The following is a 24374-nucleotide window of genomic DNA, read 5'->3' on the forward strand; positions in this document are numbered from 1 at the left end:
AAACACTGCCTCTCGAAATATTAGCGGATCTGTAAAATCGTTTGCTGTAGCGTGTTATTGACTTCAAGCGTACGGGAGTTTGCTTGGAAGTTACGTTGTGCTGAAATCAAATCAACCATTTCCGTGGTTAAGTCTACGTTCGACTGTTCAAGTGCTGAAGAACGAATACTACCAAAGGTACCGCTGTTAGGTTCACCAGCCAGTGCTTGTCCTGACTCTAAACTTGCACGCCATGACGTGTTGCCCACTTGGCTTAGCCCTTGTTCGTTAGGGAATCGAGCTAATGCAATTCGAGCTAATGGGACTGTCTTACCATTACTGTAACTGGCATTGATCAAACCATCTGCACCAACTTGAACATTGGTTAAACGACCTACGGTAGTACCATCTTGAGTTAATTCAGTTGTTTCAAACTGAGCTGCAAATTGAGTAGGGTTATTAAACTTAAGGTTTAATACTTGGCTACCATCCGCACCAGCAGGGAATTCAGCTATATTGCCTAAGCTTACCGATTTAATATTGGCAGGGTTACTTCCCGTGTATTTACCGGTATTGTCAAACTTAATTACAGAACCTTTCCAGCCTGCTGAGTTTGTTGCTGTAGCAGTGCCATCTGGTGTGCCATCACCATTGGTATCGGTTCGATAAGTCTGTGCTGATGGAGTATCAATATCCAAACGCTTTCCATCTACGGCATAAAACGCCACCCAGTTACTTTCGTTATCATGTGAAGCTTGTGGCGGTTTCACATAGTAAGTAGTAAGAACGTGCGGCTCACCTAATGAGTCATAAAAAGTTACTGCCGTTGAATTATTAAATGTATCAGAATCTGTCGGATCAAAGTTAGCAGGATCTTTCGGCTTTTGTCCCGCATTTAGATTCATGCGAATGCCAATATTTTCAGTTTTTACAGGGCTACCTGCAGTATCAGGTATTTTAACTGGCTTAGTCGTTGTTAAACTTACAGAGGTAGAGTTACCATCTTTATCCACTGGTAAAGTTCGTAGATAATTACCCGCAGAGTCCACAATAAAGTTTTCTTTGTTAACTTTAAATGCGCCTGCTCGAGTGTAAGTTAGATCATTTGAAGTCGCATTGTTTGACGTTACAAAGTAGCCACCACCACTAATAGCCATATCTAAAGAGTTCTTTGTAAACTGCAAGCTACCTTGATGAAATTGTTGAGCAACATGAGTTGTTGTTACACCACCACCTACATTAGTTTTACCATTAGAAAAGATACTATTGGCATAAACGTCAGCAAACTCAGCGCGGGAACCTTTAAAACCAATGGTGTTTGAGTTTGCAATGTTATTCGCGGTGGTATTTAAATCCTTTTGAGCAGCTTCAATGCCACTTAAAGCGATGTTGAACGACATAAGTCCCCCTGTTCTGACATCAAGTCATGTACTGGCGATTCCTCGCCGAATTCTTTTTCCAATTAAGCAGTTAATACTCGCTGCTTAGCTTTCAGATACTGCTAGAACGTCGGCAAGTTTGATGCCTCCAACGCCCTTAAGATTTAAAACTGCACCAGTTTGAGCGTTACCCAATGAAACACTCGTTACGTGTGCAAAAGTTGAAGTCGGTAATTCTTGTGATTCACCATCAACGGAACCGGTGGCTTTTAATGTGTACTTGCCGGACGGCATGGTTTTGCCATCTTTGTCTTTGCCATCCCACTTCACATCAATGTTGCCGCCTGCACTGCCATCTACTTTGAAAGTGTTAACTAACTGCCCTTTCTCATCTTCAACACGAACTGTTATCTCTTTTGTCGATTTACCAGCGCTAACAACCCCTTTAACTTCGTTTGAGCCAGGAGCCAAATAACCTTCATTTGATGGAACCAACACTTTTCGACCAACAAGGCTTGAAGCCTGAAGCGCCTGACTAGATGTCATCGTCTTGTTCATATTGGTAATTTCGTTATTGAGGTTCTTAATCCCATCAACCGTTGCAAATGACGACATCTGTGAAATCATTTTGTCGTTCTCAACAGGTTTGAACGGATCTTGATGCGACAATTGCTGACCCAATAGTTTGAAAAAATCTTCTTGAGTCAGTTGCTGATTGTTATTCGATGCAGGGGTCTCAGGCTTACCCTGCAATCGCACTGAATCTAAAAACGGGTTGCCTGTTTGGCTTACTGAACTCATACCTCACTCCTTTCAATCACAGAGCTATTTCCCCATGCGTAGTGTTTGCTGTAGCAAGTTCTTTGCCACATCTGCAACTTGAGTGTTCATTTGGTAAGATCTTGAGGCTGAGATCATGTCGGCCATTTCTTCCATGACGTTGACATTAGGCTTATAAATAAAGCCATCAGCATCTGCCATTGGGTGATCAGGTGAAAACTCTTTGATAAGTGGCTTATCACTTTCCACAATGCCTTTAACCGCCACTTTCATTGAACTCGGTTGGTTATGCGCCTGAGAAGCTGAGGCTTTTGCCATTTCAGCGGCAAAAACAGGATGACGAGCACGGTAAGTTTCATCGACGCTACTTGACACAGCATCAGCATTGGCAATATTACTTGCGGTAGTATTTAGGCGTACTGATTGCGCTGACATGCCAGAGCCTGACACATCAAAGATATTGAATAAGCTCATATTTATTCGCCTCTAATTGCCTTTTTAAGTCCCATAAATTTGCTTTCGAGAAAGCCTAAAGACATTTGATATTCCAAGGCGTTTTCCATATAAGCGGCCTGCTCTTGCTGCATATCTACCGTGTTCCCGTCACCTGTATCTGGCTGGTTTGGAATGCGATATTGACTTTGAGCTTGAAGCTGGCTCTGTATGGAGAAGTGATTTTGATGTGTCGCCCCAAGACCAACACCACGCTGTTTTGACGAGGCTTGTTTCAATGCCTGAGAAAAATCAACGTCTTGGGCTTTATAGTTAGGAGTATCTGCATTTGCGATATTACTCGACAATACTTCAGCACGTTTCGCACGAATGCCTAACGTGTGCTGATGAATGCCGAGAGCTTTATCAAAACTGAGCGCCATAAAATTGCCTTTTAACTGTAATCAACAGCTAAAAAGCAATTGCTATGCCAAGAGGAAAAGAAGTAGTTAAGATTTTTTTCGGTAGAAAATTCCTGGGCGGCAACGGATCATTTCAAAATCATCACACAACCCAGTCATAGATTCAGATGCCCCAAGAAATAGGACGCCATTAGGATTAAGTGCGGCAGCAAATTGCCGCAGAATTTTTGACTTTGCCGCTGGTGAAAAATAAATCAGCACATTGCGACAAAAAATGACATCGAACTTTCCCAACACATTATAATTGTCGAGTAAGTTGTGATTACGAAAGCTGACTAAATCACGAACATTTTGTTTAACACGCATTCCAGCTTGGCCGCTACTTTCAAAGAATTGGCGCTTACGTTGTTCAGATAAACCACGTGCTAATGCCAGCTCATCATATTCGGCCTTACTACACTTTTCGAGCATAGTCGGGGAAAGATCGGTGCCCAGAATTGAAACGCCGCGTGCAAAGGCTGTCGGATTTTTTTGCTTGTACTCTAGTGCACTCATGGCAATAGAATATGGCTCTTGACCTGAAGAGCAGGCCGCAGACCATATTTTAAGAGAACGACTCTGATCGGAATACTCTGGAAATATAGTACTTTCTAGCAGGGAAAAGGGATAACCATCTCTAAACCATAAGGTTTCATTGGTCGTCATTGCATCAATTACATCAAGCCGTAATTGACGAAGGCTACCATCAATAGATTTTTGGGCTACTTCTGCGATATCACTAAGTCCATAAAGTGTCACCAAAGGTGATAAACGACTACGTACTAAGTACTGCTTATTGTCACCTAAAACAATCCCACTATGTTGCTCTAAAAAAGCTGAGAACCTTTTGTACTCATCTTGCGTTAACTGGCGCTGCGACACTCTATTTTCCCACAATATTCGATCTTACTTTGGATTTAATGAAACATTTTGACAGCCAAAAATACTCACTGCACCGTTTTAAGGCTGCAGTTAGTATCAATGACTGTTACTTGAACATGTTTCTCAAAAAGTTAGCTTTTATATACTCAAATGGTTGTTTACGGTAGAAGCTAATTCATCTGGATTAAACTTAGCAATAAAGTCATCCGCACCGACTTTTTCCACCATAGCTTGATTAAACACGCCACTGAGTGAGGTATGTAATACTACTTTTATATCAGCTAACTTAGGGTCATCCCTGATCTCTGCGGTTAAGGTGTATCCATCCATTTCTGGCATTTCAATATCTGAAATAATCAACGGTAATTTTGTTGAAACATTATCAGTATCTTGTGCCATACCTTTTAAAAGATTTAACGCTTGCTGACCATCGTTGGCCGTTTGAATCGTTAAATTTAATGCACTTAATGCGCGGACAATCTGCTTGCGCGCTACTGACGAATCATCCACAACGAGGATTTGTATTTCATCCGTTCTTTCCTCTTCGAACTTAGTTTTAACTTCGCTACTTAAGTCCGTTTTAGCAGGAGATATTTCGTCAAGAATTTTTTCAACATCTAAAATTTCAATCAGTTCACCTTCAATTTCAGCCACAGCCGTTAAATAAGAAGTCCTCCCCGTACCTTGTGGCGGAGGCATAATGTCTCCCCAGTTCAGGTTAACGATTCGATCTACAGAGCTAACCAGAAAGCCCTGAGTGCTGCGATTATATTCTGAAATAATGATGAAACTTTTACTGATATCCGATATTGGTTGGCCACCAGTGGCAGCACTTAGATCAATAACCGAGATGGTTTGACCACGAACATGAGCCACACCACGAACATTTGGGTTTAATTTAGGTAAACTCGTCAATGCTGGGCACTGCAAGACTTCCTTAACTTTAAAAACATTGATCCCAAACCTTTGTTTTCCATCAAATTGGAACAACAATAACTCTAAACGGTTTTGACCAACCAGTTGTGTTCGCTTGTTTACGGATTCTAAAACCCCAGCCATAATCTCGCCTTAGTTCGCTTACAAAGCTCAGTAATGGTGCGTATACTACCAGCAATTTTAACGTTCTGGCATAGCCGTTACTTAATATTTTACATAAAATTCATTTTACGCGTTTTTTGTCAATATTTTGACTTAAGGAGTCAATTAAATTGAATGGTTTTATCTTGAGTTCTGCGCTTGTTCGCACGCTTGTTTGGAGCTTCAGCTTACTTTGCTCTGGTCATCTTGCTGCTAAAGCCTATTCGCCAGATTTAAACACTATCTCAAAGCTGGCTATTGATACTGTTAAAGCTCAAGTAAAGGCTCCATCCAATGCTACGGTAAATGTTAACACTCAAGTGTTAGATAACCGTTTTATGATTCCAAAATGTAACTCTCCGCTAAAAGCAGAAATCAGCAATAATCGAATCAAAGCACTCACTACTGTTAAAATTAGCTGCACAAAACCAAACCAAACGTTATGGCAATCATTTGTATCCGTGAAGGTCAATATTCTCTATCAAGTTGCCGTTGCCAACCGAATCTTATCAACAGGCCAAATTATCACCAAGGATGATGTGGTTTTACAATTAATGGACGAAAGAAGATTAAGAGGAGCCATGTTCAATCAGCGGGAGGCCTTGATCGGCACTCGCCTAAAACGACGCGTAGGTAAAGGTAATGTGATTTATCAACAAAATGTGTGTTACGTATGCAAGGGAGATACAGTATCTATTTTTGCCAAAAGTGATCATTTACAAATAAAAACAATTGGTGTCGCACTTCAAAATGGCAACCCAAACGATAAAATACGTGTCAGAAATCGTAAATCGAACAAAATCATTGATGTAAAGGTTGTTAGGGTTGGCGAAGTTGAAGTCAAAATGTAAAATACCTTCAATTAAAAAAAATTGCATTTTTTATTAAAGTTTAATATTCAATGGCCGATAATGGGATGATCCGATCTCTAATTTGCTGGAAACTATCATGCCAATAGACACGAACAAGTTAAACCCTAGCCTTAATAATCGCGTTCAAGTACGTAAGGCTGCGGTTCAAAACGAAAGTACATCACAGCCAAAAGCGGCTAACGACGCTCCACGTCCAGTAAAAGGTGATTCTGTGCAGCTGACCGCACAAGCACAACAGCTACAAAGAATGCAAACTCGCATGTCATTAATGTCAGATGTTGACCACGATAAAGTTTCAGGCATCAAGCAAGCTATTGCAGAAGGCCGCTATAAAATCGATGCAGAAAGCTTAGCAAAAAACATTGCAAGTTTTGAATCTGAGCTCAATGCCTTGTATAAAGACAAAAACGACAACAGGGTTGACTAACCATTATAATGGATCAAATCACGTCTATTCTTGAGCAGCAACTTGGATTACTGGCTCACCTAAAGCAACTTATCATTGATGAAAGTGATGTTCTTTCATCACAAGATGGTGAGCGTCTGCTAGAAATTGCCAAGCAAAAAAATGAAAGCCTCAACCAACTCCAGCAAAATAACGCTATTCTGGCGTTACCAGATACGGTTGAGTTAATTAAATCTTCTCCAGAATTACTCGAAAAATCAGAGCAAGGCAAGCGCTTACTCAATGAGTGCAAAAGCCTTAACCAGCATAACTCTGAATTGATTGAGAAGAATATCGCAAGTGTTAATCGACTATCACAAGCTCTACAAGCGAGTAAAAACTCGTCGTCCCTCACCTATGATGATAAAGGACATACTTCCACTATGTCTTCGATGAATAAGAGTATTGAGGCGTAAGCTTTCCCTTTTAAATCAGTCAGTCGCCAAGCTAATAATCCTATTTAAAGAAAAAAACTTACCTTGATTGCTCCTTGATAATTAATGAAAATTATTTCACTAATTTTTTACAAAAAAACCATGTTAAAGATAAAAAAGTATTCGATAATCCATTAATTTATTGAATACAGTAAATCATATGACGCGCGCTGCTCTCCCTCTATTAGATACCCACACTCAACTTCCGCAGCATGAAAACATACCATCAACTCAGCAATCAGCAACGGTTGGAGCATTCCAGTTCGATGAAAAAATGGAATCAGAGCAGCACGTAAGTGACTTTCATTCCACTGAAAGTCAACCCGTCACACAAGATGAAAAAGTTCAGAGTTTAAGTCAGTTACAGTATGAAGCTATTGAAAGCGTTGAGATCATTCAGGAGTTACAGGTTGCTATGAGCAATGAAAAGTCTTGTTCCCCAGAGATGCTCATATTTAACAACTGCGATGCCTCTCAGGTACAGAGAATATTTGAGGAACATGGTATCGAAAAGATCGCTCAATGGAGAAAACCATGTATCACAGACTCAGGCTTATATTACGACCGCATTTCTCCATTCTTACTTTACTGCAGCAATGGTAACTTAAAAATAGCAATGACTCTTTATTCACACGGAGCAAATGTTAATGAGACTGCAGATTGCATAACCTATCAAGCCAGTAGTCAAACACCCCTGACTCTTGCATTAATGAATCAACAATTCGAAGTCGCACTTTGGCTGCTAACGTTACCCCAAACAGACATTTCAGTATTATCTAGGCATCCCAAAAAAATGGACTTAGAAGAGCGGACTCAAGCACTCCTTGGCCTAAAAAAACCTAGTACAAATTCCACTACCACCTTCACATATGATGCGTTCACGGTATTCAAAAGTTTTATCTCATCAAAACATGAACTTGTAAAAAATGATTTACCGCTCTTGAGCTTAAAAAGAGATATCCTCGATAAATTTGCAAATAAAGGACAACAGGAAGCACATGGATTACTCACGGTCGTAGACACTGCCATAAAGCTAAGAAAAGCACACCTTCGACTTCTAAAAGGTGGAGTTTATTCAGAAGCTTTCCGCGTCCTATAAGTAGCAGTACAGTTAAACCGTCATTTGTAGGAGCTTGAGCGCAGTCCGCAGCTATTTTGAGTTTATATAAATTGAGTGTATACAAAACTAAAAGTAAGTGACTCGCTTCACTCTCTGAGTTTTATTTCTGTGCTGATATAATTCCCATACTCTATGATAATCAAGCTCTAGTTCAGTAACATAAAAATCCCCAGCAACATAAGTTTTTACAACTTTAGCTCCGCGGATAACACCTGTTACAGAAGAACTGATTGCTTCGCTTTCAGTCGTCCAATCCTTCACTGTCGTTTGAGCGGTAATTTGCTGTCCATAGACTTGCTCAGCTAATTCACGGTAGGCTGCCACTTTAGACGCTTGCATCGCCATTAATACACGTTTCGATTTCGTCTTACCTGGTTGTTCTGACAACGGTGCATAGCCAATGGCGATTAACTTAGGAAAGTGCTCTGGCTTTTCGGTTTCCCACTGAACATATCGTTCTGAACTAGCACATGCTGACAACAATAAGGCGAATAATACAACTAACTTTTTCATGGTTTAACCTGCTTATCTGAAACGGGTTCCATACCCGTAGCCTCGTTTCTGTACAACATTCCATTTTTTTCTACTACCTTTTCAGCAGGAGACAAAAACTGCTCTAGCTCTGTAACGGGAATAGCGCTTGATTCAGCAGCTATTACTTGGTTATTTTCAATGTTTATTACTCGAGTATTCAGTTTAATATCTGATAGCCCTAAGCTATATGTGGTGACCACAAGCAAGCCTATCTCAAGATTTCCTGACAACTCCTGCCAGTCACGACTGAGGACGAACTCCCCTTTAGATTTAATCATTAACCTATCGGTGACATTGGGATCGGCAACGGTATACCCTGCACGACTAAACGTTGTCATTAATTCTTGCTGAATTTGCGCTGCAAAACTGGCTCGTTCATTAAAATCATTTGCAGATACAGGTGTCGTTACCACTAGAGGCACATCTTTAGGCAATGCCGAATGATGGTTAGAGAGCGACAACACTACATTTGCCGCCCAGCTCGGTGGCATCATCATTAACTCTTGTACCTTTTGCTTATGAGCATCTTTCGTAATGGTAACGTGATAACTACACGCGCTAAGTAAGACACATCCAATAGTAACTAATATTCTTTTCACTGCACTTCTCCCACCTTGCTTCACTGGTAACGGCAAAAATTGCCGCTTTACATCCGTTAAGGTGCCGTTTGCGTCATTTTTTATCTAATGTTCAATCTTAAGCAAAATGAATACCAAGTAATAAAGTGGTATGAGTTTTGTATTAGTAGATTAGGAGAATTTATGCTGTCAAAAGGTTGGCTTTTACATGGTAATGTTGCATCGTGCGTTCGTTTTATTAGCTTTATTATTGCTAGCTCTTGGTTTTTCTCGTTCAAGCACAGCGGAAGATTTTTACTTTCAAGGTCAAGCACCAATAATCAATGGCAATATCAAGCAAGCACGCCAACAAGCCATAGAATCCGCCATACAACAAGCTAAGCTTGAAAGCGGTGTTAGAGTAAATAGTACAAGAAGCACCCTATCAGGTCAGTTAATTCAAGGCTCAACTGAATTAGCTTCAGTTTACAATAGTGAGCAAATTGAATTAGTTTCTGAGCGAACCAAAGGTGATGTTATCTATGTCAATGTTAGGATAACCAGCCATCAAAATGAGTTTCCTTTATCGGGAAAAGCCAGTATTTATCTGCCTCGATTTGTTTTATCTAATCCTGCACACCTAAGATATGGGCAATTAAACGATTTTTCCAAAATGTTAACCGAAAAGTTTTCTGACAGCCTTAGCCAAAAAGCGAAATTATCCTTTCCTGAGTTAAGAGCCGAACAAAGCTTAAATTTAACGCAGCACTTTTTTGAAGATAACAGCCAAAAGCTCCCCTACTGGATTGGAGATATGACCAATAGCCAATATGTACTTATTGGTAATATTTTGAATGCAGAAGTCATTTCTTCACCTGAAAGCTTTCTGGGATTATTCGAAGATTGGCCAACACGTCAGTTTCGAATAAATCTCAGCTTATTTCATAACATTAGTGGTGAAAAGATTTGGCAAAAAACGTACTTTATTAATGAAGTTTGGGAATTTGAATCTAATAAAATCCTATCGGCATCATCTACTGAGTTATGGCATTCAAAGTATGGACAAGCCATCAAACGTCTATTTAATAGTATTGCGGTTGAGTTAGATAATCATCTCAGAGATCGACCATTAATGGGTACGGTTATCGCAAAGAAAAGCAAGCTGTTAATAGTAAATCTGGGGCGACGTAACAATATCCAAGTTGGTGATACTCTAAAATTGGTATTGAGGAAAGATTTACATACCCGCTTTCAATCCATTAAGACTATTGCGCAATCCAGCCCGATAAAACTTAAGGTGACTCAAATTACCGAGCAAACCGCAGTTGTTGAATGGAACAAAGCAAACAAAATTGAAAATATTCAAGTTGGGGATATTGTTATCGCTAAATCAATATAAAAGCTGAAGATTAGTTGTATGACTGCCGTACTTTGACTGCATATTAGCTAAAAATAATTTAGTTTATACGCTGGTTATTCACTCGAAGGCAATCATAATGAAAAGACTCTCTTTAGCCATTTGCTTCATTGCGCTATTCAATCTATGTAACTCTTGTTTTGCCACCTCTGCCGTTTTTGCTGGCGGCCCTATTTATAAAGAACGAGACACAAGCCTTAACGAATTGAAAAAATCGGGCTTTGATACTTTGATAGTTTGGACTATTCATGTTCACGAAGATGGTAGTCTAAATTTTAATGAAGAATTCCCACTGGTTGAAAATGGAAAATACATCGGCGACAACGATTATCCACACTTTCGAAAAGATGTCGCTTCCTTGAAGCACGACCACTCCCACATTAACCGAATCGAATTTGGATTGAGTGCCGCTGGTTCCCCAAGCTACACCAATATAAAAGCGCTTTTAACGTGTCCAAAAAAACAACGCTGTGACATTAAAAACAACATCTTATATCGAAATTTCATGGCACTTAAGAAAGCATTTCCTGATGTTGACGCCATTAATAACGATGATGAGACAGAGTTTGATCTTGATTCATCAGTAAAGTTTCATAATATGTTGGCCGATATTGGTTTCAAATCAACCATAGTCCCCTATTCCGATCAAAGCTTTTGGCAACAGTTAGTAAAAAAGGTTAATGCTCATCACCCTAACGCCTTGGATAGAGTTTACTTACAAGGATATGCTGGCGGAACTGGTAATTCGCCTTGCGATTGGGATTTTGGGCTTCCTGTTTCTCCAGGTTTATCTTCCAATACTTCCAGTGTCAGAGGCGTATATAGCGCAATAAGTCGTTGGAAGCTAACCTGCCCCAAAATAACCAGCGGTGGCTTTATGTGGCTGTATGATAATTTTGAAAACTCTTCATTACCTAAAAGCTATGCAGACTCAATTACCCAAGCTTTAGATGTGATCACAGAGAACAAGTAATGTTTCTACATTAGGGCCTGTTGATCTTTCAGGCTTTAATTTTGTGCTATTTGAGCACTTTTCTGTTCAAGGCATTAGCAGTGAAGCTTAGTCATCTAAGTGAGCTGCTCACAACACAGAACAGGAAGTGCTCAAAAGCATCGAAGACAGCGTAAATTGGTCACTTCTGCTGCGTTATCGTCTGCTTATGTGGGGCAGCCACACTTCACAAACTCTGCCTTGCATAAGATAACCAATTTATCGCTGAAAAAATAAACACGAAAGATCAACAGGCCCTAATAAAACTTAACGAGAGTATTCGATGAAAGTCATCTACTTTGTTTTAGGTTTTCAACAAAGGTAAGAATCAATATGATGAAAAAACGAACCCTGACAATGACGTTCCTAAGCCTACCTTTTCTAACCAATGTTTGTTTTGCTGGATCAGCCATTTATGCAGGTGGTTCCATTTATAAAAACCCTGAAACCAGCATTAATGAACTGAAAAATTCTGGCTTCGATACCATTATCGTTTGGACGATTCATGTTCATGCAAATGGCGATTTGAATTTTAATGAAGAGTTTCCATTAATTGAGGGTGGAAAATATGTTGGGGATAATGATTATCCAAATTTCCGCAAAGAGATAGCCTCACTAAAGACTGGCAAAACGAAAGTACAGCGAATTGAATTTGGGCTAAGCGGCGCAGGCTCTGAGACATACTCTAATATTAAAGCCTTATTTAAATGTGATAAGACTTCAGCTTGCGATATTAAAAACAACATTTTATATAAAAATTTTAAGATACTAAAAGAAACCTTCCCTGATGTTGATGGATTAAATAATGATGACGAAGATGAATTTGATATGGATTCTTCAGTCATTTTTCACAACATGCTTTCAGACATAGGCTTTAAAACAACCATTTCACCGTATGGTGACGAAGATTTTTGGAAAGGGTTTATTGCCAAAGTCAATGCCCATAAAAGCAATGCATTAGATTACATCTATTTACAAGGTTATTCGTTAGGGGAGTACAACTCACCCTGTGATTGGAATTTGGGTTTGCCTGTATCATTTGGATTTGCAACATCAAAATCTGGTCCTAACGATGTTTACGCAGTATTAAGCCAGTGGAAACAGAAATGCCCTAAAATAACCCAAGGCGGATTTATGTTTCAATATGATGATATTAAGAACAATGGTGATGCTGAATTTTATGCGCAGAGTATCAATGACGCTTTAAAAGTGAAAACGCCTGATAGTAAAAGTCAATGTGAGTAAACTGGGCATTCGGCTTAAATTGAAAATAAATGGAAAATAGAGAAACAAGAGAAACTACAACACACCTGAATCTTTATATATAATCTATAGACATACTCGTGATAACCACATTATGTATGTCCCGGTAACTCAGGTGGATAGAGTGTCGGCCTCCTAAGCCGAAAGCCGCAGGTTCGAATCCTGCTCGGGACACCATTTTTTACTCTCTAACTAACCTGAGCTCTGCATAAGCAAACCTCTACAGCACAGCTACTTATGCGTATTTCTGCGTTAGAACAGCCCGAAATAGGCTGGCTATTACGAACTGTTCCGCCTTGAACTACACAAAATTAGCAGCACTGTAGATAAAATTTAAATTTTATCTACTAGGGCGTGTTGATCTTTCGTGTTTATTTTTGCAGCGATAAATTGGTTATCTTATGCAAGGCAGAGTTTGTGAAGTGTGGCTGCCCTACATAAGCAGACGATAACGCAGCAGAAGTGACCAATTTACGCTGTCTTCGATGCTTTTGAGCACTTCCTGTTCTGTGTTGTGAGCAGCTCACTTAGATGACTAAGCTTCACTGCTCATGCCTTGAACAGAAAAGTGCTCAAATAGCACAAAATTTAATCCTGAAAGATCAACACGCCCTAAAACAATACGGTGCTGATTTCTTTATACAGAGTTCAGGTTAACAACCTTTCACTCAAGGTATATTCAGATTCATTGTGTTATACATCATACTTTTAGCGTGTATACACTATGGCAGTATTTCCGTTGCAACAAACTCATATTTCCTGTGACTTAGAGTCAAATCCCTATATATCAACCATTGGAAAATGCCATATTAAAGTTCGAGATGAGATGTGGGGAATTGAATTAGCATCGTCTGAGCAAGCTAGTGCAGCAAAACTATTATTACAAATCTATTTAACAGAGTCGGAATCAGCAGAAATAGATGAACTACACGCACTAAATGCTATCAAGCAAACACCCTTAGGTAATGTATGGAACCTAAAACAGCTAAGAGTTACCAGTAGTGCAAAAATTTATTACTCGATACCTCTCGACTTTATAATTCGAAGTAATACGACAGGTTTTAACACAAGCGATACCAGATTAGTCACTGAACCTAATGAGCAATTTCCAAGAAAATCTTTAAATAAAAAATTTGATGAACTAACAAGAAGTACTATGCTCATGTGGCCCGCTTCACACCAGATATGCAGACCTAAAATTGGGCGTTTTTTAGGGATTTTAGTACCAACAATAAACTTAGTCCCTATCAATGTTTTAATAAGTGATAACAATCAACCTCTATCGATAAAGGGATTAATTTCAGCTAATTACATAACAGTTCATCCGTTCCCTAAAGCTAAACTCATTGCTACTGAATATCCATATCATGACTCCCCCTATTCACCAGAACATCCCGAATTATTTTGGAAGCTTGTGTTCCAACAAAATATTGGACTTATAGTAGACTTATCTTACTCTTTTGAATCGGCACTGCCATATTATCCTCAAAAAACAAACTTAACATTTGGTTCGATGACAGTCATTTATACTAAAACTGATGATGATATCCATCAGTATCAGCTGGTAAATAATGAAAAACAAAGCTGTAAAAGAGTGCAACGACTGCATATCAACAATTGGCCTAGTTCAGTTACCTATGACTTAACACTCTTAGATGAACTTGTTTGTAAAATAGCTCCTAAACTCATAGATAGAGGGGTTCTAATTCACTGTAATTCAGGAATAGGTAAAACAGGGGTAGTGTTAAATGCTTTAAACCTATTTAATTATCGAAGCCAAGTAATATCTCCATCCGTTTCAATAGAAAAAATAACTGATAGCTCTATTTTAAATTTAAGATTACAAAAATCTCCAAAGCTTGTTCGAACTCCACTGATGCGTCAAAATATTATCGACTTAGTCAAGAAATGGCAAAATGCGTTTTCAAGTGACGTGTAGCTATTTCTTTCAACTTTTGTCAGTATTAAGTAACACTTTTACACAGTTTATTTAAAATGAAAAAGCTCATCACGATTATTTGGTTCACCACTCTGTTAACTGGTTGCTTCGGCCAAAAAGAAGTGGGAGATGTTTCGCTAGGACTATTTACTTTAAAAGACATCAAAATTAACACTATGGTAGACCCTGACGTACCCGGAGTAACTTGTCATGTTGCTTCAATAGAAGCAAAACTAAGTTTGTCAGACCCTAGCGATAGCGCCATATCTTGCCGTCAAACAGGCGAAATAACGCCTGAAATGATTGCTCATATTGATAAGAGTAAATCGGGTGAAATCGTATTTAAAAAATCAAAAAGCATCTTCTTTAAATCGATGAAAATTAGGCGTATTTATGATGCAGAGCATCAAACCCTGCTGTATGTGTCATATTCAACAAAAGAAACATCGGGCAGTTTTAAACACAGTTTGTCAACGGTGCCATTATGGGGAACAGAGGCTTTTGTAAAAAAACAAAACGAAAGTTCAATCAACTCCCTTCAGGCTCTATTTTAGCAGCTTAGTCATCAATTATTTTCAGTATGAATGTTATTAGGAGCAACTGTTTTTTGTAATTTATCCATCTGAATTGCAAGTTGCTCAAGCTGGCCTGTTAAATCGTCGTTTTCTTTCCGCAGATCTTCAACTTCACTTTTTAGTGACTTTATTTGTTGTTCTGATTCATTTGATTTAACTCTTAAAGCTAGTAGTTCTTTTTTATTATGACTTTCGAGCTGAACACCTAAAAGGCCTTCTGTGGAACTTTGTGTAGTATCTTTAGATAAAAGAAATTTTTGAAATGCCTGAGGAGGATTCTGCATGTATGTTTTATATCTCTGAGTAAGTACTCCTAGCACATTTTTCTCATCATAATTGTCCAAATCGTCTATAAAAGTTTGAAAAGTTTCTGTGCCAAATCGTTCGGTGCTTTCAACTAGAAATTCAACAAGCTTCGAAGCTTTCTCACTTGAACTTCCTGCATCCATAATCGATTTTTTTTGTGGAAAACTAATTATATGTAATGAGTATAAAGTCATTAAGTGTTTGCTAACAAAACCTTCATTTTTCCAATCGGGAATACCATCTTTCAATACTGCAATACAAGCAGCTTGATTGTCGAACTTAATAGCCAAAGTTTTTGTCCTTCACCCCCAATACTTATCGCTAGTTAACAATATTAAGACTGAACTTATACTTAATGATGGATTGAAACATTGAGAAACATCACACCCTTACTTCAACATACCCACCAGTAGGTATGGCTTCATTTTTCACTAATCCTGAAAACCTGTTGCTGAGTAATAAAGGCTTATGCTCTGGCTTGCTGGTGGAGATACATAAATTTTCACCCCGATTGAGCGTCCGGTATTGAGTACTGGTTTTTACCCAATGCTGTACACCAATTTGCATTGAGTCTGATATGGCTATTGGCATGAGTCCTTCAGAATTTCGAATGTAACTTCTTAATCCATGACCTGCTTGAGCAATGGCTGTACGGAAGTTATTTAAATCGACGATTGCATAAATCATATCGATATAAACTCCCAAGCCAGACTTTACAATTCGATCATTGAGATAGCTGAGCATGTTAAATGGCTCAATAACAGACTGACTTTTTCCAATGCGAAAAGCTTGCAGTTTTTGGTTAACAAGGCTTCTTAGCGTCACACTCGCAAAAGCTGTTGTTTTATTTTCAGGCTGGAAATGCGCCATGTAAACCATAAGGTATTTTTCACTAACTAAGGTACTGTCTATCAAGTAGTTACTGACCTCGGTATGTTTAAAAATACTGTAACTTACTTGAGCATTAGGAAAAGTCGCCTCAGCCGCTGGAAATAACTGCTGTTGAATATGCTCTACAGCGTGAGAACTTTGTTCAATCGACGAAATATGTTCGTCAAACTCTTGATACGATAATTCATCTAAAAGTGCCATAGGAGCATCGGTTTCAATGAAGCCTACCATGGTTTGTTGAATGGCATTTTCTAACACCAGCATGTCATCAATAGGCTTACAAAGGTAATCGCTTGCTCCAAGACGAATCGCTTGTAATACATCTGATAACACATTATTACCAGAGATTACGATTGAATGAGTAGGAGGTGAAATAAGTGGAATTTCAGCAATTAAGTCTAATCCAATTGAGTTAGGCAGACTGAGGTCTGCAATCACTAAATCTATAGATTCTTGTTTGAGTACCTTGGTAGCAGAATCAAGATTATTAGCTAAATACCAAGTACAACCTTGTTGAGCTAAGTATTCTGTAATCATCTCTGCTTCTGAGGCCTCTACTTCAAACAGCAGTATTGAAATATTTGGTAACGCCATACCCACACCATTCCATTGTTGGATTCAAATCCATTTTACGCCTATAAAAAGACGGAAGGTTAACCTTATATAAATATTTTTCAGTAAGTAACCTTTAATGTCTCACTGAACAAAGCATAAGGAAGTTGTGAATGTAACAAAATAAAGTCTCGTAAAAAAAAGAGAATTTCACTCAACTTAGAAGATTTGACATCAGAGGAATACGGCTTTCTCTAAACCATTTTTGTAACACGCATTAGAGTTATAACACCAGTTCTGAGTTTTTGCGAATTTCAGAGCAAATTAAATTTTGCTCTGTTCTGTACTCAAGATTAATCTAATTCATCAAGATATGCGTCAACATCATCACTGCCTTGATTTTGAGGTACCTTACCATCGTGCAGTTTAAATTGAACATTTTGTAAATAGGCATTTTTAACGAAACTGTATGGGTCGAGTGAATTATCTAGCAAACGTTCTTGTGGAATAGCCGCAACTCGAGCATTTAGCCCTTTTAAAGCGACACGAATTAAATTCTGTCCCGTTGACAATTCTGCTAATGGAAAATACAAATCATCCACCCAGTCCGTTGCAAGTTCACGCGTAACTTTAGGCCCATAAGCAGGCAACATAAAATATGGTCCATCTGGTACGCCGTAGTAACCAACAACTTCACTAAAACTTTCTTGTTTTGCTGAAATTCCCATCATTTCAGCCACATCCACTAAACCAAGTAAACCAATCGTACTGTTAATGATAAAACGTCCGCCTGATGTTGCCGCATTTTTCCATTTTCCTTGCAGCGTGTTGTTCAATAAAGATGAAGGTTCATCTAAATTCTCAACAAAATTGACAACACCTGTTTTTATTGGAGACGGTACATAATCGTTATAGCTATGAGCAACAGGCTTTAACACATACTTATCGAGATAGTTATAATTGAAGTTCCACATTGCGCGGTTAAAGCCTTCAAAAGGATCTCTATCGTCATTGTATTGAGGTTGGCTAGACTTGGATGTAGATACATTATCTGTTTGCGCAGCTTGATTAGTTTCAAGTATCGCTTTTGACGTACATCCTGTACCTAGTGTGAGAATTAATAAACAAACAAAAATAATCCGTTGACCCATAATTGTCTTGGTTTCCTAGCGTTGACGAAAGCGCGAGATTATATCACTCTCACCTTTGACTAACTAGAATAGTTCTCAAAACTTGGATTTGTAAAGTAAGACTTTGAGTTCCACATTATGGAACTAGCCTGAAAAATTCAGGCTATGCAGATTTGCTATGAAGACGAATTAGAAGTTCAGCTTCTGCTCTAGGTAACTCACATTCTTGAACAATTTCTTGTACATCAGCACCAAGAGCAACCATTTTCATCGCGCGAGTATATAACCGTGACTGCGGTTCTTCTTGAGCAGCTTCATCAATTCTAGCTTCATTTTGTTTTAGCTTTTTTTCCAAATCGATAACGCGTCGGCCAACACCGATTGTTCCTTTTCTTAGTTCGTCTAGCTCCCTTTTTAAGGTATCACGCTGTTTTTGACTATCTTTGACCAAAGTGGCTAAGGCGTCCAACTTTTTGCGCTGCTTTCCAGACTGTTTCAGTAAATACAGTACCAAGCCCAAACAAGCGGTGGCATAAAACAGCGCCGCTATCAGTAATTCATTTTCCATGAACGCCTATCTCTTATTTTTTATAACTGAGCGATTTCATTCCACTCATCATCAGATAGAAGCTTATCAAGGTCAACAAGGATCAACAACTCGCTATCTCGATTACTGACACCTTGAATGAATTTTGCGCTTTCTTCAGTACCAACGTTTGGCGCATTATCAATTTCAGTACTTTTCAGATAAACCACTTCAGCAACACTATCAACCAAAATTCCTATCACTTGCTTTTCTGCTTCTATGATCACGATACGACTAGAGTCGTCAATGTCTGCTGAAGCTAAACCAAAACGCGCACGAGTATCGATAACTGTAACCACGTTACCTCGTAAATTGATGATTCCTAGGACATAATGTGGTGCACCTGGAACAGGGGCAATTTCACTATAACGAAGTACTTCTTGTACCTGCATAACATTGATACCATAAGTTTCATTATCAAGGCGAAATGTTACCCATTGCAAAACAGAATCATCGTTACTGGCTGATACTGCTAGGTTGTTTGAATCTGTCATAATATCCTCTGCTACTTTTCTAACTCTTTACGTTTTTCCAGGGTATTTATCCTGCTATATGACCCTGTGAGCTAAGTTGCTCGATCAAAGCCCCTACATCTAAAATTCCGCACATTTGCTTTTTTACTAAGCCAGCTAACCATGGGCGTTTAGCTGTATTCACGCGCCAATTCACTTGTTCTTTGTTTATTGATTCGGCATCCAAAAGCTCTTCACATGCCAAGCCCCATTGACTGTTCTGTAATAACACCACGTATCGATAATCGACTTGCTTTTGCAGATTCGCATCGTATTTTTCAGGCATCACCCAAGCGGCTGTATCAACTACATTAATTTTTTGATCACGGTGAGTCATTACACCTTTTATCCATGTGGGCTGTCCTGGTAAATGAGTAACTCTTACTTCATGGATAATGCCACCAAGTTCAACCAGAGGAACGGCTAAGGTTAAGCCAGCCACTTTAAAGAACAAGGCTTGAAACTCACCTTCAAGTCTTTGGTGTAAAAACGACTTTTCACTACCTATATCGGCAGCAGTTTCAGTTTCTTTTGCTGTTGAATCGCTAACGATTATTTCAGGCTTTGATTTTGAAGAGGTAAAGGGTGATGAAGGCTCTTTTGGGGGCTCATCTTTTTCGTCAAACGCAGATACTTTGGAAAGTAATTGCTGTAATCCTACCTGCTCAGCACTTAGCGTGAGTTCGGCTTCTTTAACTAAAACCTTTGGCTTTTCAACAGGACCTGACGATTGTGGTTCTTTGAGAAGCCGAGAAAAAAAGTCTACGACTGCAATATCTGAATGCTCAGTCATGACACACCTCGTTCACTGTCGAGAAATTGCAGTAACCGTCTATACGCCACAGAGCCTCTACTGTTAGGTGCACAATGGGAAACTGGAGTATGTGCTAAACTGGCATCTCTAAATTTTGTATCTATGGGAATAAGACCATTCCATAAATGATCCGAGTAGCTTTGCTGTAACTCTCTGAGTGCTAACGGTGAAGCTTTAGTGCGTTTATCAAACATAGTTGGGATCACAATGAACCGATGTTGCTGCTGTTGAGTACGATCCATTAATTTAAGGGTTTTGATCATTCTATCTAACCCTTTTAGTGCTAAAAACTCGGTTTGAACAGGGATCAGCACCTGCTCACAGGCTGCTAAGGCATTGACCATCAACACACCTAATACTGGCGGACAATCGATAATCGCGTAATCATAGCTGCTAGAAACATTATCAATTATGTTTCGTAACACCAATCCCATGCCATCTTCATGCCCTAACTGCCTATCTATCGTAGCCAATGCCATTGCGGCAGGAAGTAAGTCTAAATGGTCTACCGACGTGGGTACGATATGGGCTTGAATTTTGGATTCTGTTAACGACTGGTGCTCCACAAATAAGTTATATAATGAGGCTGGTATTTCCTCAGAATCGATTCCAAGATAATAACCCAGTGAAGCATGAGGGTCGGTATCAATAACTAGCACACGTTTACCTTGCTTCACTAGAGCACCAGCAAGGCTCACCACTGTTGTCGTTTTACCAACACCACCTTTTTGATTAGCGACTGTCCAGATTTTCAACCTACTGCTCTCTCGTTGTGATCAGGATGCCACCATTAGGCAAGTTATACTGTTTGATGCTAGAACTTTGAGAAACAGTTTTAACTTCTTGCGATTGTTTTTTGGGCTTACTATCTGGTTGTTTTGCATTTGAATTAACATTAGCAAGCCACTCTTTGATCATTTCAGGCTTTTTTCTTAGCCACTTACTGACCTCTTCTGAATTTTCGTTACTAATAACAAAAACCACTTGAGATGCCAGCAATTTTTCAACGTTCTTTTCGAGCAACTCAATCGTTTGATGTTGTTCAAAGGCATATGTAGCAACCGAGGCCAAAACAATGACTAAAAGAAAAATAATCAAATTTAAATACAGCTTCGGCATCGACATTTTTAGCGGCCTATTGTTTCTTTAAGAATGGCATTTGCCATTTGTTCTAGAGCAATAGATTTACTCGATAACCCAGCTTGGGTTACAGCTTGTGGCATTCCATAGACTACTGAGCTTGCTTCATCTTGAGCCCAAATACTCGAACCTGCAGTTTTAAGCAGCCTAGCTCCTTCACGGCCATCAGCCCCCATTCCGGTTAGGACAACGGCTAATGCTTTATCGGCAAACACTTTAGATACTGATGCAAAGGTAATATCAACACTGGGCTTGTAATTCATGTCTTCTTTACCAGAAATCACTTTTATTCGACCATATGCGCCACTTTTTTCAATCAGCATTTGCAACCCACCCGGTGCAAGGTAGGCACACCCTGGTTTCATTACATCACCATTTTCCGCTTCTTTTACTTGAATTTTGCATAAGCCATTTAACCTCACTGCAAAGGCTGGCGTAAATGCCGCAGGCATATGCTGAATCAGCAATATAGGATGAGGGTAATTAGCTGGAAGCTGAGTCAGAATACGTTGCAAGGCCACAGGCCCGCCAGTTGACGTACCTATAACAAGCACTTTGTATTGTTTGCCACTAGCTTTAAAAGAAGCATTAACAACTGGAGCAATGTCTCGCTTATCATTTCTATTAAACGTGCTTTGGGAAGATCTGGCTGCTCGATTTGACTCGCTTAAATCGACACTCGCCCTAGGGATCCTCCGAAACAGTCTTCGTTGCCCTAGCGCTTTAACTTTTTGTTGCAATAAGCGAATCGCCTGATCGCGATTAGTAGCAATATCTTCAAACTTTTTAGGTAAAAAGTCTAAAGCTCCAGCATCTAACGCATCTAATGTCGCTTGAGCGCCATCATGAGTCAATGATGAAAACATCAACACTGGAGTAGGATTGCTACCCATGATCTCTTTGACCGCAGTGATCCCATCCATGATAGGCATTTCAATATCCATGGTGATCACATTGGGCTTAAATTCTGCAACTTTTGCTAGGGCTTCCTTACCATTACGAGCATCAGCAACTACCTCAAGATTAGGATCTTGAGAAAGAATTTCGCTCACACGTCGTCTAAAGAAACTTGAGTCATCGACGACTAGAACTTTTATAGCCATTGAACCTCTTTATTACTACTTTCTTGTTGCGTAAAACTTTAATAATCCAGGAACATCTAAAATCAAGGCTATACCGCCATCCGATGTAATCGTTGCTCCTGCCATCCCTGGAGTGCCATGCAATAGTTTTCCGAGAGGCTTAATTACGACCTCTTCTTGGCCAATTAAGGCGTCTACAACAAAGCCTACCATCATAGTTCCAATATGAACTATCACAACATGACCAAATCCTTTCTGCCTATCTTGGAAACCACTATCACTATGTAACCAATTTTCAAGGTAAAAAAGTGGAATCGCTTTTTCACGAACGATGACAGTCAGCTGCCCATCCACCACATTAGTTTTGGTCAAATCTAAATGAAATATTTCACTGACATTGGAAAGTGGTAATGCAAACGTTTGTGTTGCCACTTCAACCATTAAAGTAGGCATAATCGCCAATGTTAACGGAACTTTGATTTCTAGCGTGGTACCTAGTCCCTGCTGCGAGTGAATATGAACCGTACCATTCAATTGTGCGATACGGGTTTTCACTACATCCATACCAACGCCACGGCCTGAGATGTCGGAAATTTCAGTTTTAGTTGAGAAACCTGGTGCAAAAATTAAGTTATGAGCATCTTCATCAGACATTCTTGCGGCAGCATCTTCATCGAGAACTCCTCGACTAATAGCTATCTTTTTAAGTTTCTCTGCATCCATGCCGGCGCCGTCATCTTCAATTTTCAAAAGAATATGATCGCCTTCTTGGCTTGCAGATAGGGTTATTGTTCCCTGTCTAGGCTTGTTATTAGCCTCACGCTCATCTGGCATTTCGATACCGTGGTCCACTGAATTTCGAACCAAGTGAACCAAAGGATCAGCCAAGGCTTCTACCAAGTTTTTATCGAGATCGGTTTCTTCACCGATCATCACAAGGTTGATGTCTTTATCCAGCGAACGAGCTAAATCTCTTACAACTCTAGGAAAGCGACCGAATACCTTTTTAATAGGTTGCATACGGGTTTTCATTACCGCACCTTGAAGATCAGCCGTTACTAAATCTAAATTTGCTAACGCCTTAGACATGGCTTCATCCTCTCGATTTCCACCTAGGCTAATTAGGCGGTTTCGAACTAAGACCAATTCCCCAACCATATTCATGATTTGATCTAAGCGTGAAGTGTCTACCCTAACCGTTGTTTCACCTTTAGGTGCTGCAACACGAGCTGTTGGGGCTTCCTTTTTCACCGCTGCTTTTTTCTCTACAACTTGTTGCGGTGTAGATTTTTTGGGGTCTTCTTTTTTTGGTGAAGCTTCAACTTTAGCGGTTGGTTCAAGTTTATTTTTAGGTTCAGCGCTCTCTGGTGAATTTTTTGACGTTGTTGTAGGACTGCTTCCTTTACCATGCAGTTCATCGAGTAGAGCTTCAAATTCATCTTCTGTGATTTCATCAGATTCTTGCTCTGTCACTGCATCTGGTGTGATTTGCTCAAGAGTAGATGCTATATTGGCGTTGAAACCGTTTGCACCATGAAGCTCATCTAATAGGGCTTCAAATTCATCTTCAGAAATATCATCACTTTGGTCTGATTCTGAAGTTTCCTGAATTACCGAAGAGGTTGGCGCTTTCCCATGACCATGTAAAGCATCTAATAAAGCTTCAAACTCAGTCTCGGTAATATCATCAATAGCTTCTATTTGATTAGCTTCAGGCTCAGGAATTGGTTCTGGTTCAGGCTCAGGCTCCGGAGTTTCAACAATAGGTTGAGGTGATGCTGGCGCTGCACCTAACTCACTAGGCAACGGCTCGCCTGAACTCAGTAACTTTAATTGAGAGAGCAATTCCGAAGACGCTTCTTGCTGCGGCTCACCATTTTGAGTTTGATTAAACATCACATTAATCGCATCTACAGCCTGCAAAATGATGTCCATTAACTCAGCAGTCACTGAGCGCTTACCCGTTCTTAGCAAGTCAAAGGTATTTTCCGATTCATGGCATACATCAACCATTGGAGTAAGGCCTAAGAACCCTGCACCACCTTTTACTGTATGGAATCCACGAAATATGGCATTCAATAGTTCGGTATCTTCTGGGTTATTTTCGAGATCAACTAACTGCTCTTGTAATAACTCTAGAATTTCGCCAGCTTCAATTAAAAAATCCTGAAGGATCTCTTCATCAACAGAAAAGTCCATCCTACACTCCTTGCAGTACCAAATG

General features: G+C 39.5%; 27 protein-coding genes and 1 tRNA gene. 10 read left to right on the forward strand and 18 right to left on the reverse strand.

All coding sequences use genetic code 11. From position 1 onward, the window contains the following. Positions 1-20 precede the first annotated feature (20 nt). The 6 genes from flgE to D5018_RS00225 all read right to left on the reverse strand — a co-directional run bounded on the left by flgE (position 21) and on the right by D5018_RS00225 (position 4972). A complete protein-coding gene (gene flgE, locus D5018_RS00200; protein WP_121836974.1) occupies positions 21-1379 on the reverse strand; it encodes a flagellar hook protein FlgE in 1359 nt (452 codons plus the stop codon). Positions 1380-1463: 84 nt separating this feature from the next. Then, positions 1464-2159: a flagellar hook assembly protein FlgD gene (flgD, locus tag D5018_RS00205; RefSeq protein WP_121836975.1), complete on the reverse strand. Its 696-nt coding sequence runs from the start codon at positions 2157-2159 to the stop codon at positions 1464-1466. Between the two features lie 24 nt (positions 2160-2183). Then, positions 2184-2612, reverse strand: coding sequence for a flagellar basal body rod protein FlgC (gene flgC, locus D5018_RS00210; protein WP_121836976.1), 429 nt, complete (start codon positions 2610-2612; stop codon positions 2184-2186). A 2-nt stretch (positions 2613-2614) separates the two neighbouring features. After that, complete coding sequence (gene flgB / locus D5018_RS00215; RefSeq protein ID WP_121836977.1) at positions 2615-3013, reverse strand: flagellar basal body rod protein FlgB; 399 nt, start codon at positions 3011-3013, stop codon at positions 2615-2617. A gap of 66 nt (positions 3014-3079) precedes the next feature. Continuing rightward, complete coding sequence (locus tag D5018_RS00220) at positions 3080-3913, reverse strand: CheR family methyltransferase (RefSeq protein ID WP_121836978.1); 834 nt, start codon at positions 3911-3913, stop codon at positions 3080-3082. Between the two features lie 138 nt (positions 3914-4051). Next, entirely contained in the window at positions 4052-4972 is a 921-nt protein-coding gene (locus D5018_RS00225) for a chemotaxis protein CheV (protein WP_121836979.1), read from the reverse strand. 164 nt (positions 4973-5136) lie between these two features. On the opposite strand from D5018_RS00225, the gene flgA reads away from it, so the two are divergent. The 4 genes from flgA to D5018_RS00245 all read left to right on the forward strand — a co-directional run bounded on the left by flgA (position 5137) and on the right by D5018_RS00245 (position 7840). Then, a complete protein-coding gene (flgA, locus tag D5018_RS00230; protein ID WP_165904969.1) occupies positions 5137-5841 on the forward strand; it encodes a flagellar basal body P-ring formation chaperone FlgA in 705 nt (234 codons plus the stop codon). A 97-nt stretch (positions 5842-5938) separates the two neighbouring features. Continuing rightward, positions 5939-6289 carry a flagellar biosynthesis anti-sigma factor FlgM gene (gene flgM / locus D5018_RS00235; RefSeq protein WP_121836981.1) on the forward strand — a complete coding sequence of 117 codons (351 nt, stop codon included), beginning with the start codon at positions 5939-5941 and terminating at the stop codon, positions 6287-6289. Between the two features lie 8 nt (positions 6290-6297). Further along, positions 6298-6723 carry a flagella synthesis protein FlgN gene (locus D5018_RS00240; RefSeq protein WP_121836982.1) on the forward strand — a complete coding sequence of 142 codons (426 nt, stop codon included), beginning with the start codon at positions 6298-6300 and terminating at the stop codon, positions 6721-6723. A gap of 178 nt (positions 6724-6901) precedes the next feature. Then, a complete protein-coding gene (locus D5018_RS00245) occupies positions 6902-7840 on the forward strand; it encodes an ankyrin repeat domain-containing protein (RefSeq protein WP_121836983.1) in 939 nt (312 codons plus the stop codon). Positions 7841-7927: 87 nt separating this feature from the next. On the opposite strand, the gene D5018_RS00250 is transcribed toward D5018_RS00245, so the two are convergent. Further along, the gene (locus tag D5018_RS00250) at positions 7928-8374 is read right to left on the reverse strand and encodes an LPP20 family lipoprotein (RefSeq protein ID WP_121836984.1); all 447 of its coding nucleotides are present in this window, start codon (positions 8372-8374) and stop codon (positions 7928-7930) included. After that, the gene (locus tag D5018_RS00255; RefSeq protein ID WP_133309209.1) at positions 8371-8994 is read right to left on the reverse strand and encodes a FlgO family outer membrane protein; all 624 of its coding nucleotides are present in this window, start codon (positions 8992-8994) and stop codon (positions 8371-8373) included. Before D5018_RS00255 ends, D5018_RS00250 begins: the two co-directional genes overlap by 4 nt. Positions 8995-9181: 187 nt before the next feature. Here D5018_RS00255 and D5018_RS00260 point away from each other — a divergent pair, with 187 nt between their 5' ends. The 6 genes from D5018_RS00260 (at position 9182) to D5018_RS00285 (ending at position 15116) form a co-directional block, all read left to right on the forward strand. Next, a complete protein-coding gene (locus D5018_RS00260; RefSeq protein ID WP_121836986.1) occupies positions 9182-10351 on the forward strand; it encodes a flagellar assembly protein T N-terminal domain-containing protein in 1170 nt (389 codons plus the stop codon). Between the two features lie 97 nt (positions 10352-10448). After that, complete coding sequence (locus D5018_RS00265) at positions 10449-11342, forward strand: hypothetical protein (RefSeq protein ID WP_121836987.1); 894 nt, start codon at positions 10449-10451, stop codon at positions 11340-11342. A 351-nt stretch (positions 11343-11693) separates the two neighbouring features. After that, complete coding sequence (locus D5018_RS00270; protein ID WP_121836988.1) at positions 11694-12605, forward strand: hypothetical protein; 912 nt, start codon at positions 11694-11696, stop codon at positions 12603-12605. Positions 12606-12723: 118 nt separating this feature from the next. Next, positions 12724-12800: transfer RNA gene (locus D5018_RS00275), tRNA-Arg, on the forward strand. A 547-nt stretch (positions 12801-13347) separates the two neighbouring features. Next, positions 13348-14562 (forward strand): protein-tyrosine phosphatase family protein, encoded by a 1215-nt coding sequence (locus D5018_RS00280; protein ID WP_121836989.1) that lies wholly within the window; start codon positions 13348-13350, stop codon positions 14560-14562. 56 nt (positions 14563-14618) lie between these two features. Next, positions 14619-15116 (forward strand): CreA family protein, encoded by a 498-nt coding sequence (locus D5018_RS00285; RefSeq protein WP_121836990.1) that lies wholly within the window; start codon positions 14619-14621, stop codon positions 15114-15116. Positions 15117-15127: 11 nt separating this feature from the next. On the opposite strand, the gene D5018_RS00290 is transcribed toward D5018_RS00285, so the two are convergent. The 10 genes from D5018_RS00290 to D5018_RS00335 form a co-directional block, all read right to left on the reverse strand. Next, complete coding sequence (locus tag D5018_RS00290; RefSeq protein ID WP_121836991.1) at positions 15128-15733, reverse strand: hypothetical protein; 606 nt, start codon at positions 15731-15733, stop codon at positions 15128-15130. 91 nt (positions 15734-15824) lie between these two features. After that, on the reverse strand, positions 15825-16928 hold the full coding sequence (locus D5018_RS00295; protein ID WP_121836992.1) for a response regulator: 1104 nt from the start codon (positions 16926-16928) through the stop codon (positions 15825-15827). 311 nt (positions 16929-17239) lie between these two features. Then, complete coding sequence (locus tag D5018_RS00300) at positions 17240-18037, reverse strand: MlaA family lipoprotein (protein WP_121836993.1); 798 nt, start codon at positions 18035-18037, stop codon at positions 17240-17242. Positions 18038-18179: 142 nt separating this feature from the next. After that, positions 18180-18584, reverse strand: coding sequence for a DUF2802 domain-containing protein (locus D5018_RS00305; protein WP_121836994.1), 405 nt, complete (start codon positions 18582-18584; stop codon positions 18180-18182). A gap of 20 nt (positions 18585-18604) precedes the next feature. Next, on the reverse strand, positions 18605-19096 hold the full coding sequence (locus tag D5018_RS00310) for a chemotaxis protein CheW (RefSeq protein WP_121836995.1): 492 nt from the start codon (positions 19094-19096) through the stop codon (positions 18605-18607). Between the two features lie 46 nt (positions 19097-19142). Further along, a complete protein-coding gene (locus tag D5018_RS00315) occupies positions 19143-19907 on the reverse strand; it encodes a chemotaxis protein CheW (protein ID WP_121836996.1) in 765 nt (254 codons plus the stop codon). Continuing rightward, complete coding sequence (locus D5018_RS00320; RefSeq protein WP_121836997.1) at positions 19904-20683, reverse strand: ParA family protein; 780 nt, start codon at positions 20681-20683, stop codon at positions 19904-19906. The genes D5018_RS00315 and D5018_RS00320 overlap by 4 nt, the downstream gene beginning before the upstream one ends. 1 nt (position 20684) lies before the next feature. Then, positions 20685-21053 (reverse strand): hypothetical protein, encoded by a 369-nt coding sequence (locus tag D5018_RS00325; RefSeq protein WP_121836998.1) that lies wholly within the window; start codon positions 21051-21053, stop codon positions 20685-20687. Positions 21054-21055: 2 nt separating this feature from the next. Beyond that, complete coding sequence (locus D5018_RS00330; RefSeq protein ID WP_121836999.1) at positions 21056-22171, reverse strand: protein-glutamate methylesterase/protein-glutamine glutaminase; 1116 nt, start codon at positions 22169-22171, stop codon at positions 21056-21058. Positions 22172-22186: 15 nt separating this feature from the next. Further along, on the reverse strand, positions 22187-24349 hold the full coding sequence (locus D5018_RS00335; protein WP_121837000.1) for a chemotaxis protein CheA: 2163 nt from the start codon (positions 24347-24349) through the stop codon (positions 22187-22189). Positions 24350-24374: the final 25 nt, after the last annotated feature.

This window comes from Parashewanella curva, assembly GCF_003675895.1.
Classification (GTDB): Bacteria; Pseudomonadota; Gammaproteobacteria; order Enterobacterales; family Shewanellaceae; genus Parashewanella; species Parashewanella curva.